10 protein-coding genes are annotated in these 11697 nt (G+C 66.3%); 4 read left to right on the forward strand and 6 right to left on the reverse strand.

All coding sequences use genetic code 11. From position 1 onward, the window contains the following. Positions 1 to 52: 52 nt before the first annotated feature. From bioF to panD, 4 genes are all read right to left on the reverse strand, one after another. Positions 53 to 1252, reverse strand: a complete 1200-nt coding sequence (gene bioF / locus AC1D0O_RS05460) for an 8-amino-7-oxononanoate synthase (RefSeq protein WP_477652808.1) — start codon at positions 1250 to 1252, stop codon at positions 53 to 55. After that, on the reverse strand, positions 1249 to 1941 hold the full coding sequence (bioD, locus tag AC1D0O_RS05465; protein ID WP_477652525.1) for a dethiobiotin synthase: 693 nt from the start codon (positions 1939 to 1941) through the stop codon (positions 1249 to 1251). Before bioD ends, bioF begins: the two co-directional genes overlap by 4 nt. After that, complete coding sequence (locus AC1D0O_RS05470; protein ID WP_477652526.1) at positions 1934 to 3265, reverse strand: adenosylmethionine--8-amino-7-oxononanoate transaminase; 1332 nt, start codon at positions 3263 to 3265, stop codon at positions 1934 to 1936. Before AC1D0O_RS05470 ends, bioD begins: the two co-directional genes overlap by 8 nt. 61 nt (positions 3266 to 3326) lie before the next feature. Beyond that, the gene (panD, locus tag AC1D0O_RS05475; protein WP_007867856.1) at positions 3327 to 3707 is read right to left on the reverse strand and encodes an aspartate 1-decarboxylase; all 381 of its coding nucleotides are present in this window, start codon (positions 3705 to 3707) and stop codon (positions 3327 to 3329) included. Positions 3708 to 3876: 169 nt separating this feature from the next. On the opposite strand from panD, the gene nadC reads away from it, so the two are divergent. The 4 genes from nadC to AC1D0O_RS05495 all read left to right on the forward strand — a co-directional run bounded on the left by nadC (position 3877) and on the right by AC1D0O_RS05495 (position 9331). Continuing rightward, a complete protein-coding gene (nadC, locus tag AC1D0O_RS05480; RefSeq protein ID WP_477652527.1) occupies positions 3877 to 4746 on the forward strand; it encodes a carboxylating nicotinate-nucleotide diphosphorylase in 870 nt (289 codons plus the stop codon). Between the two features lie 2 nt (positions 4747 to 4748). Further along, on the forward strand, positions 4749 to 5864 hold the full coding sequence (nadA, locus tag AC1D0O_RS05485; RefSeq protein WP_477652528.1) for a quinolinate synthase NadA: 1116 nt from the start codon (positions 4749 to 4751) through the stop codon (positions 5862 to 5864). 6 nt (positions 5865 to 5870) lie between these two features. Further along, positions 5871 to 7652, forward strand: coding sequence for an aminodeoxychorismate synthase component I (pabB, locus tag AC1D0O_RS05490; protein WP_477652529.1), 1782 nt, complete (start codon positions 5871 to 5873; stop codon positions 7650 to 7652). 83 nt (positions 7653 to 7735) lie between these two features. Continuing rightward, a complete protein-coding gene (locus tag AC1D0O_RS05495; protein ID WP_477652530.1) occupies positions 7736 to 9331 on the forward strand; it encodes a tetratricopeptide repeat protein in 1596 nt (531 codons plus the stop codon). 252 nt (positions 9332 to 9583) lie between these two features. On the opposite strand, the gene AC1D0O_RS05500 is transcribed toward AC1D0O_RS05495, so the two are convergent. Next, positions 9584 to 9943, reverse strand: coding sequence for a 5-carboxymethyl-2-hydroxymuconate Delta-isomerase (locus AC1D0O_RS05500; RefSeq protein ID WP_477652531.1), 360 nt, complete (start codon positions 9941 to 9943; stop codon positions 9584 to 9586). 40 nt (positions 9944 to 9983) lie between these two features. Next, a complete protein-coding gene (gene nadB, locus AC1D0O_RS05505) occupies positions 9984 to 11594 on the reverse strand; it encodes an L-aspartate oxidase (protein ID WP_477652532.1) in 1611 nt (536 codons plus the stop codon). Positions 11595 to 11697: the final 103 nt, after the last annotated feature.

The following is an 11697-nucleotide window of genomic DNA, read 5'->3' on the forward strand; positions in this document are numbered from 1 at the left end:
AGCGTGGGTTTTGGAGTCTAGCTGATGAGATTGGGGCAATAAGGTGTAACGATCAAGCGGCCTGCCGCGCCAGCGTGCCCAGGGCGTCAACCAATTGGTCGACGTCGGCCTCGATGTGCGCGGCCGACAGCGCGATGCGCAGCCGGGCCGTGCCCTCGGCCACGGTGGGCGGGCGTATCGCTGGCACCCAGATGCCGCGCTCGCGCAGGCCGTCCATCACGGCCAGGGCTTTGTCATTGGGGCCTATCAGCAGTGGCTGGATGGCGGTTTGCGAGGCCGACAGCTGCCAGCCGCTGCCCTCAAGGCTTGCCGTGAGGCCATCACGCAGGCGTGCGATGAGGCGCTGCAGGTGCGCGCGCCGCCACTCGTCCTGTTCAATCACTTGCAGGCTGGCGCGCAGGGCGCTCGCCAGCAACGCGGGCGCGGCGGTGGCAAATATATAGCTGCGGGTTTTCTGCAGCAGCCATTCGACCAGCGCCTCGTCGCCCGCCACAAAGGCGCCGGCGACACCGGCGGCTTTGCCCAACGTGGCCATATAGAGCACGTGGCGCGAGGCTTGCGCGCCATAGAGGCCGGCGGCGGCCAGGCTGCCGCGGCCCTGCGGGCCCAGCACGCCGAAGCCGTGGGCGTCGTCCAGCAGCAGCAGGGCATCGTGGCGCTCGCACAGCGCCAGCAGCGCCGGGATGTCGGCGCTGTCGCCGTCCATGCTGAACACGGCGTCGCTGATCACCAGCTTGCGCGGTGCGGTGCTGCGCGAGAGTTCGCCTGCCAGCGCGTCGAGGTCGGCATGCGCATAACGGTGGATTTGTGCGCGCGACAGCCGCGCGCCGTCGATCAGGCAGGCGTGGTTGAGTGCGTCCGAAAAGATCGCGTCGCCGGCACCCACCAGCGCCGGCACGATGCCGATGTTGGTGGCGTAGCCCGCGTAAAAATACAAGGCACGCGGCAGGCCCACAAAGGCCGCGAGCTCGCGCTCCAGCGCCGCGTTGGCCGCATTGTGGCCGCTGACCAGCGGCGAGGCGCCGGCCCCCACGCCATAAGCCTGCGCGCCTTCACAGGCCGCCTGCACCAGGGCCGGGTGGGTCGCCAGGCCCAGGTAGTCGTTGCTGCAAAAGGCCAGCATGCTCTGGCCGTCCACCATCAGGCGTGCCCCGCTTTCGGGCACGACCTCGCGGCGCCGGCGGCGCAGGTGCGCGCCGTCCAGCTCAGCCAGGCGTGCCGGGAATTCATCGAGCCAGGAAGAGGTCGTCATTGCCATGCGGGGGGAAGCTCAAAGATGACCGCGCGCGGGTCGGGCGCGGCCTGGTGGGGAATGGTGGCCAGCAACGGCGCCTGCAGCTTTTGCCGCAGGAAGGCGATGTTGTCCTCTTGCGCCAGCATGGCGGCATCGACGTGGTTGGCCACCCAGCCCGCCAGCGTGAGGCCGCGCGCGCGTATCGCGTCGGCCGTGAGCAATGCGTGGTTCAGGCACCCAAGCCGCAGGCCCACCACCAGCACTACCGGCAGGCCCAGCGCCTGGGCCAGGTCGGCGCCGGTGTCGCGGCCCGAAAGCGGCACCTGGAAGCCGCCCGCGCCTTCCACTACCACGGCGTCGGCCAGCTGTGCGAGCCGGCGCTGGCAGTCCACCAGCTCCGCGATGCGTATGGGCCGGCCGGCACGCGCCGCCGCGATGTGCGGCGACACCGGGTCGGGCAGCAGCACCGGGTTGTCGAGTTCGGGCGGCACACGGCAGGTCGAGGCGGCGCGCAGCGCGACCACGTCTTCATTGACGTCTTCACCGTCGATGTGCACCGTGCCCGCCGCCACCGGTTTCATGCCGACGACGCGCACATGGTGGCGGGCCAACGCATGCAGCAGCGCGGTGCTGGCCAGGGTCTTGCCCACGCCGGTGTCGGTGCCGGTCACGAACAGCGAGAGCGGCCTGCGCGCGGCTTCAGCCATGGGCGCCTTCTTCAGCCAGCGTGGCCTCCAACGCCGCCAGCGCGCCGCGCGCCAGGTGCTGGGCGGCCTGCGCATCCATCACGTAAGGCGGCATCACGTAAATCGTCTGGCCTATCGGGCGCAGCAGCACGCCGTTGGCCATGGCGTGCTGCGTGTAGCGGCGCGCGAAGTGGGGAAGGCTGCCGGGCTCCACGTCCCAGGCCCAGATCATGCCCAGCCGGCGCGCATGCCGGACGGCCTTGTGTTGCGTCAGCGGCGCGAAGGCCGCGTCCAGCACCTGGGCCGTTTCGGCATTGCGCGCCAGCACGTCGGTCTGCTCAAACAGCTCCAGCGTGGCCAGCGCGGCGCGGCAGGCCAGCGGGTTGCCGGTGTAGGAATGCGAATGCAGAAATCCGCGCGCGACCTCGTCGTCGTAAAAGGCGTCGTAGACCGCGTCGGTGGTCAGCACCGCCGACAGGGGCAGCGTGCCGCCGGTCAGCCCTTTGGAGAGGCAGATGAAGTCGGGCCGTATGCCGGCCTGCTGGTGCGCGAACATCGTGCCGGTGCGGCCGAAGCCGGTGGCGATTTCGTCGGCGATCAGGTGCACCTCGTAGCGGTCGCACAGCGCGCGGGTTTCGCGCAGGTAGGCCGCATCATGCATGGCCATGCCGGCGGCGCACTGCACCAGGGGCTCGACGATAAGCGCGGCGGTCTCCGCGTGGTGCTGTTCCAGCCAGGCCTGCAGGCTCGCGGCGGCGCGGCGCGCCGTGTCCGCCGCGCTTTCGCCGGCCTGGGCGCCGCGCGCATCGGGGCTGGGCACGGTGGCGGCCAGGCGCACCAGCGGCGCATAGGCTTCACGGAAGATCGCGATGTCGGTCACCGCCAGCGCACCCACGGTTTCGCCGTGATAGCCGCCGGCCAGGCCGATGAAGCGGCTTTTTTCGGGCCGGCCGCTGTTGCGCCAGTAGTGGGCGCTCATCTTGAGCGCGATCTCGGTGGCACTGGCGCCGTCGCTGCCGTAGAAGGCATGGCCCAGCCCCGTCAGCGCGCCCAGGCGTTCGGAGAGCTCCACCACCGGGGCATGCGTGAAGCCGGCCAGCATCACGTGGTCCAGCGTGTCGAGCTGCTCGCGCAGCGCCGCCTTGATGTGCGGATGGCCGTGGCCGAACAGGTTGACCCACCAGGAGCTGACGCCGTCCAGGTAGCGCCCGCCTTCAAAGTCGTAAAGCCACACGCCTTCGGCACGCGCGATGGGCACGGGCGGCTGGGCCTCATGCAGCTTCATCTGCGTGCACGGGTGCCACACATGGCGCAGGCTGCGCCGGATCATCGCTGCGTTGTCCATGAAGCCTTTTGAAGAGGTGAGAGGGAAGGCCGGGCCCCGCGCATCGCCGGGGCCGGAATTCTCAGGGCTGCTGCACCGGGATGGTGGAGCGCTCTTCCTTGATGCGGTTGTCCGGGTTCACGAAGACCAGCTTGGGGCTGAAACCCGCGACGTGCTCCTCATGCACCTGGGCAAAGGCGGCGATGATGACCAGGTCGCCCACGGCGGCGCGGCGCGCGGCCGAGCCGTTGACCGAAATGATGCGGCTGCCGCGTTCGGCGCGTATCGCGTAGGTGATGAAACGCTCGCCGTTGTTGATGTTCCAGATGTGAACCTGTTCGTTCTCGGCCAGGTTGGCGGCGTCCAGCAGGTCTTCGTCGATGGCGCAGGAGCCTTCGTAGTTGAGTTCGCAATGCGTCACCGCGGCGCGGTGGATCTTGGATTTGAGCAGGGTTCTGAACATGGTGGGCGTCGATGAAAATGGGGCAAGAGGCAAAGCGCCACTGTGGGGCGGGTGGGCGCGGATCGCGGTATACAGGCGCCTGGTCAGCCGCTGTAACATTTGCGACAGTTTTCGGCTCTATTTAATAGTTTAGTGCACGGTATGGCGTGCTTCCAATCTTAGATTGCTTATGAAAAAGTCATTTGATTTCACGGCCGAAGCGTTGGCCGCCCTGGCCCAGGCCGACGCGGCGCGCGCCCTCGCGGAAGACATAGGCGCGGGCGACCTGACGGCAGGCCTGATCGATCCGGCCCGCCAGGCCCGCGCGCAGGTCGTGGCGCGCGAAAGCGCCGTCGTCTGCGGCGCCGCCTGGGTTGAGGCCACGGTGCGGCAATTGGACCCGCAGGCCCAGCTGACCTGGCATGTGAAGGACGGCGAGCGCTGCGAAGCCGGCCAGGTGGTGTTCGAGGTGCGCGGCCAGGCCCGGGCCCTGCTGTCGGCCGAACGCACGGCGCTGAATTTTTTACAGCTCTTAAGCGCCGTTGCGAGTAAAACGGCGGTTTACGCCGACATCGTCAAAGGCACCAAGGCCGTCATTGTGGACACGCGAAAAACCTTGCCGGGCCTGCGCCTGGCGCAGAAATACGCGGTGGTGGCCGGCGGCGGCAGCAACCACCGGGTCGGTTTGTACGACGCGGTGCTGATCAAGGAAAACCACATCGCGGCGGCCGGCGGCATTGCGCAGGTGCTGGCGCGCGCGGCCGAGGTCGCTTCTCAGGCCGATTTTGTGCAGATCGAGGTCGAGAACCTCGATGAGCTGGCTCAGGCCTTGAACGCCGGCGCGCGCATGGTGCTGCTGGATAACATGAGCCTGCCCGACCTGAAAGAGTCGGTGCGCATCAACGCCGGTCGCGCTGTGCTCGAGATTTCGGGTGGCGTCACGCTGGACGGCCTGCGCGTCCTGGCCGAAACCGGCGTGGACCGGATTTCCATCGGCACGCTGACCAAGGATGTCCGGGCGATCGATTTTTCCATGCGCTTTGACGCACAGGCGGCCTGAGCATGCAAGCGACCTTGCCGATCCGCGTCGAGTACGAGCAGCCCGAAGCCGCGGGTGCCTGCAGCACGCACCAGGCCTGGGCCCGCGTGCCGGCCGAGCCCACGCAGGCCGAGCGTGCGGCGCTCAAGACGCGCATCCGCGAGCTGCTGAAGGCGCGCAACGCCGTCATGGTGTCGCACTACTACGTGCACCCCGACCTGCAGGACCTGGCTGAAGAAACCGGCGGCCTGGTGTCGGACTCGCTCGAAATGGCGCGCTTCGGCCGCGACCATGCGGCACAAACCCTGGTGGTCTCCGGCGTGCGCTTCATGGGCGAGACGGCCAAAATCCTGTCGCCCGAAAAACGCGTGCTGATGCCCGACCTCGACGCGACGTGCTCGCTGGACCTGGGTTGCCCGGCCGGCGAATTCAGCGCGTTTTGCGACGCCCATCCGGACCGCACCGTGGTGGTCTACGCCAACACCAGTGCCGCCGTGAAGGCGCGCGCCGACTGGGTGGTCACCTCCAGCTGCGCGCTCGACATCGTGCGCGCGCTCAAAGCGCAAGGCCAGAAGATCCTCTGGGCGCCCGACCGGCACCTGGGCGGCTACATCCAGCGCGAGACCGGCGCCGACATGGTGTTCTGGAACGGCGCCTGCATCGTGCACGACGAGTTCAAGGCCTTCGAGCTGCAGGCCCTGAAAGCCGAACACCCCGGCGCGCGCGTGCTGGTGCACCCCGAGTCGCCCGCCGACGTGGTCGCGCTGGCCGACGCCGTGGGATCCACCTCCGGCATCCTGAAAGCCGCGCGCGAGATGGATGCCAAAGAATTTATCGTCGCGACCGACAACGGCATGCTGCACAAGTTGCGCACGCTGAACCCCGGCAAGACCTTTATCGAAGCGCCCACCGCCGGCAACAGCGCCACCTGCAAAAGCTGTGCGCACTGCCCCTGGATGGCCATGAACGGCCTGGCCGGCCTGGCGCAGGTGCTGGAGACCGGAACGAACGAGATCACCGTCGATGCGGCGCTGGGCCAACGCGCGCGCCTGCCGATTGACCGCATGCTGGCCTTTACCGAAGCCCTCAAGGCGGGGCGGCCGGTGTCTGGCCTGGTGCCGCACATCGGCGCTGCCTGACCTGACGTGACAGGCAGCCTCTCCGCCCTTATCGACTTCGCCGATCCCCAGCAGCCCGAGGGGCCGCGTCTGCGGCAGGCCTTCGGCGCGCCGCGCGAAGCACTGGTGGCACATCGGTCCGAGGAGGTGCGCGCGGTGCTCGATGCCGCGCAGGCCGCGGCGCAGCGCGGCGCCTGGTGTGTGGGCTATCTGCGTTACGAGGCCGCCCCCGCTTTCGATGCCGCGCTGGTGGTGCACCCGGCCGACGGGCCGCTGGCCTGGTTCGCGGTGCATGAGGAGGCGCTGCCCTGGCCGCAGCCGATACAAGAGGCCTCGCCGCAACTGCAGTGGCAAGAAGCGATGGCGCGCCCGGCCTTCGACGCCGCCTTGGCCGAACTGCAGCGCGCGATTGCCGCCGGCGAGTATTACCAGGTCAATTTCACGGCGCAGATGCGGGCAGTGCTGGACGGCGGTTCGGGCAGCGCGCCGGCCTTGTTCCAGGCCCTGCAGCGCGCCCAGCCGGGTGGCTATGCGGCCTTCCTCGACACCGGCGAGGAGCAACTGCTGTCGGTCTCACCCGAGCTTTTTTTCGACTGGCGCGAGGGTATGCTGCTGGCCCGGCCCATGAAGGGCACGGCACCGCGCGGCGCGAACCCAGAGGACGATGCCGCGCAGGCCGAGGCCCTGCGCAGTTCGGCCAAGGAACGCGCCGAGAACGTCATGATCGTGGACCTGCTGCGCAACGACCTGTCGCGCATTGCCGAACCCTTCAGCGTGCGTGTGCCGCGCCTGTTCCACACCGAGGCTCTGCCGGCGGTCTGGCAAATGACTTCGGATGTGGAGGCGCGCACGCGGCCCGGCTGTAGCCTGGCCGATGTGTTTGCCGCGCTGTTCCCCTGCGGCTCGATCACCGGCGCGCCCAAGGTGCGGGCCATGCGGGCGATTCACGCGTTGGAGGCTGCGCCGCGCGGTGCCTACTGCGGCGCTATGGGCGTGCTGCGCCCGGGCGGCGCGGCCACCTTCAATGTGCCGATACGCACCGTGACCTTGCGAGGTAACGCGGCACGTTGCGGCATCGGTAGCGGCATCACTTCAGGCGCCACGGCCGACGGCGAGTGGCGCGAATGGAAACTCAAACAGGCATTCGTGCAGCGCGCCAGCGCGCCATTCGAGCTGCTGGAAACGCTGGGCCTCGCAGATGGCCGGTTGCGCGATGCGGATGCCCACCTGCTGCGCATGTCCCAAGCTGCGCAGCACTTTGGCTACCCGTGGGATGCACGGCACGTGCAGGGCGCATTGCAGTCGGTGGCCGACTCACATACCCAGGGCGCGTGGCGTGTCCGTTTGCTGCTGGATGCACAAGGGCGTGCCCGCGCCGAAGCCCATGCGCTGCCGGCTTCACCTGCGCGCGTGCGTCTGCAACTGGCCGTACGTGCGCTAGACGAAGCGCAGGGCGAATTCGTTCGCTGCAAGACCACCCGGCGCGCCCACTATGACGCCTTCACGCCCACACAGCCAGAGGTGTTCGACACGCTGCTCTGGAACACCGACGGCGAACTCACGGAGTGCACGCGCGGCAATGCCGCCTTCCTGCTGGATGGCCGTTGGGTCACGCCGCCGCTGCGCTGCGGCTTGCTGGCCGGCGTGGGGCGTGCCCGTGCGTTGCAAGACGGCCGCATCCAGGAAGAATCCGTGGTGCGCGTGAAAGACTTGCCGCGCGTGGGGGCACTGGCCTTTGTCAACAGCCTGCGGGGTTGGATACCTGCTGATCTGGAACCTTCCGCCGGGCTGGACCTTGGGCTTGCCTAGGCAAAGCCCCCGGGGGTTCCCAACCGCCAGGACAAGGCGACAATATGCCGGGTTCGTGTGGATTTTGAATTGAAAGGCAAGTTGTGCTGGAAAAACTAAAAACCTGGTTTGAATCGGAACCGCCTGTAGTTGCCCGTGACTCTGCATTCAAGAGGCAAGGCGACCAACACCTGGCTCTGGGCAAGTTTGACGAGGCCGCTGCTTGTTACCGTGACGCGATTTCGATCAATCCGGACTTTGTTGATGCGCATGTGGGCCTGGGGTTCTCTTTGATTGAACAGCGGAAATTCGGGGAGGCCGTCGCGGCGCTTGAACGCGCCCTGTCGATAGATCCCGCTCTTGCGGACGTTCATTACCTGCTGGGCAAGGCGTCAAAAGCCGTTGATGACCAGGCTGGCTCTATCCGGCATTTCACAAGGGCCCTGGAACTCAAACCGAATTTTGAATTTGCGTATCGCGATCTCTTCAGTCTTTTGCTTCAGTCCGGCAAGACTGAAGATGCCAAGGCGCTCATCCAGAAAGCAATCCTTGCATTTCCCCGGTCGGCGGAGTTTCACTTCTTCCTGGGTAATTTGCTTTTTAATGAGGCGGACTTTTTAAGCGCCATTCTTTACCATGGCAAAGCAGTGGCGCTGGAGCCCACCGCGGCGATGTCTTACAAAATCATGGGTGATGCGCACGGCCGTCTTGAGCACCGTAAAAAAGCCATTGAATGCTATGAAAAGGCGATTTCCATCGATCCCGTGAATGCGGATACCCATGTAGCCCTTGGCGGTGCCATGAATGCGTCGGGGAAAAGTGCAAATGCCATTGCATCCTATCGGCGCGCAATTGAGCTCAAGCCTGAGCATGTTGAGGCGCATCGCTTTCTGGGGAACATTCTCCTGGAGAGCGGGGACAAAGAAGGCGCGATTAACTGCTACCGGCGGATCGTCGAATTGGAGCCTGACAGCCCGGTCGCCCATCTGGTGGCCGCCATGTCGGGGGAAAACTCCGACCGCGCTCCCAGCGGGTATATCGAGCAGCTGTTTGACGAGTATGCGCAAACCTTTGACTCGCATCTGGTGCAGACGCTGCGCTACGACGCGCCGAAAAAACTGATTGACCTCATATGTGAGGCGACCACTCCGGCCGCGGGGCAATGGTCTGTGCTGGACCTCGGTTGCGGAACGGGGTTGTCTGGCGCAGCGATTTCTCCCTACGCAAAAGAGTTGGTGGGTGTTGACCTCTCCGGCAAGATGCTTGCGAAGGCTCGGGCTCGGGGCATCTACTCCCGGCTCGAGCACATGGATTTACTCGCCATGATGCAGAAGGAGGCAGCCCTCAGTTATGACATATTGATTTCCACAGATGTTTTTGTCTATATCGGAAGGCTGGATGACTTGTTCAGCGAAGCGCAAAGGCTGCTGCGCCCAGGTGGTTTGTTCGCATTTTCCGTGGAGTCCCTTGACACGATTGCCGATAAAGCGCCGGACTTGCCGGACGCTCGCGACTTTCGGCTGCACGCCACGGGCCGCTACACGCATTCCCTTGACTATGTGACCCGTACCGGTTCGCACAATGGTTTCGAGATGCTGAGCATGAAAAAAATGCAGGTCCGCGTCGAGTACGGCAGGGCCGTACCGGGCTACCTGATGCTGTGGCGCCAGCGGAACGGCGGGCCGCCATTGCCGGCTTAGCCGCTTGGGCAATCAACCGCCGCTGCCGATCAGAAGGAAGCAAAGCCGGTTTAAACCGCCTGCGCCTGGGTAGCAGGCGGCACCAGCACGGCAGACGCGGCCATCCCGGGATAGTCGCGGCTGACGGCAGGCAGTCTCTTCGATCGCAAAGCGGTCGTGCGGGTCGACGCCTTGGCCGCGGTGGATGCCTGGGCCTTTGTGAAAAGCCTCAGGGGCTGGATAGGCGCGACCCTTGCCTGAACCCGGCTTGCCTTAAAGCTTTTCCTTGACGTAGGACGCGCGGTCCATGTCCACCATTTCCACGCTCAGTTGCACCATCAAGCCCGCGGGCCGCGGGCTCAGGCGGCGCAGCACTTCGGCGATGCGCGCGCCCAGGTCTTTCTTGGCTTCAGGTGTACGGCCCGAGAGCAGGCGCAGCTGGGCATGCACAAAGGCGCGTGAGGCCGGCGCGGCGCCGATCTCAAAATCGTCCAGCGCCACCAGGCGGGTTTTCAGGTCGGACTCGTCCTGGATTTCAGGGCTGGCGGTGAGGACCTGGTTCAGGGCCCGCAGCACTTCGGCCTTGGGGAAGCCGGCGAGGTTGCTGGAGTATTCAACGATCAGGTGAGGCATGTAGTTTTCCACAGAGGGGGTGACAAAAAATCGGGAATGATCAGCTTCCGGGCGGCACCAGCACAGTGGGTATCGCCTGCTCGGCGATGCCGGGATAGTCACGGCTGAAGTGCAGGCCGCGGCTTTCATGCCGGCCGTGGGCCGAGCGCACGATCAAATCGGCCACCTGCACCAGGTTGCGCAATTCCAGCAGGTCGCGCGTGACGCGGAAATTGGCGTAAAACTCCTGGATCTCGGCATCTAGCAGCGCGATGCGATGCGCCGCGCGCTCCAGCCGTTTGGTGGTGCGCACAATGCCCACGTAATTCCACATGAAGCGGCGCAGCTCGTCCCAGTTGTGCGAAATCACCACGGCCTCGTCGGCGTCGGTGACCTGGCTTTCGTCCCAGGCGGGCAGGGCAGGCGTTTTGGCGGTGGCCTCGGCTTCAATCGCGGTCGCTGCGGCGCGCGCCAGCACCACACATTCGACCAGCGAGTTGCTGGCGAGCCGGTTGGCGCCGTGCAGGCCGGTGCAGGCGGTCTCGCCGATCGCATAGAGGCCCGCCACGTCGCTGCGGCCTTGCAGGTCGGTCAGCACACCACCGCAGGTGTAATGCGCGGCCGGCACCACCGGAATCGGCTGGCGTGTGATGTCTATGCCGAGTTCGAGGCAGCGCTTGAGGATGTTGGGAAAGTGCTCCTGCAAAAAAGCCGGGCTCTGATGCGAGATGTCCAGGTAGACGCAGTCCAGGCCGTGCTTTTTCATTTCAAAGTCGATGGCGCGTGCCACCACGTCGCGCGGCGCGAGTTCGGCACGCGCATCGTGCGCCGGCATGAAGCGCCCGCCGCCGGCCGAGGGCGGCAGCAGCAGCTTGCCGCCTTCGCCGCGCACGGCCTCGGTGATCAGAAAAGATTTGGCCTCGGGGTGGTAAAGGCAGGTCGGGTGGAACTGGATGAACTCCATATTGCCCACGCGGCAACCGGCACGCCAGGCGGCGGCAATGCCGTCGCCAGTGGCGGTGTCGGGATTGGTGGAATAGAGGTAGACCTTGCCCGCACCGCCGGTCGCCAGGATGGTCTGGCCGGCACTGAAGGTCAGCACCTGGCCGCCGGCCGTGTCGAGCACATAGGCGCCGTGGCAGCGTTTGCCGGGCCGCTTGAGTTGGCGGTCGGTGATCAGGTCGACCAGCATGTGGTGCTCAAACAGCGTGATGCCCGGCGTGGCGCGTACCCGCTCCATCAACGTGCGCTGCACGGCTGCGCCGGTGGCGTCGGCCGCATGCACGATGCGGCGCTGGCTGTGGCCGCCTTCGCGGGTCAGGTGCAGCTCGCCCGGGTGTTCGCCGTCTTCCGAAAACGCCACACCCAATTGACGCAGCCAGGCGATGGCCTCGGGCGCACCGTGGACCACGGCCTGCGTGGCCGGCAGGTCGCACAGGCCGGCTCCGGCGATCAAGGTGTCTTCAACGTGCTGCGCCAGCGTGTCGCCCTCGGCCAGTACCGCGGCCATGCCACCCTGGGCCCAGGCGCTGGAGCCGTCATTGAGTTCGCGTTTGGTGACCACCGCCACGCGCCGTCCCGGGGCCAGCAGCAGCGCGGCGGCCAGGCCGGCCAGGCCGCTGCCGATGATGAGGACGTCGAATGTACGCAAATCCGGGTTGTGAGAGCTCATGGTGTCAGGTACCTAAACCAGCAGGGGCCGCGGAACCGGCTTTGCCGGGCCGCAGGCGCAGCGGCACCCTCGGGGGGCAGGGAGCTACACGCAGTGAGCGACC

The organism is Polaromonas sp. P1_F2 (assembly GCF_056405735.1).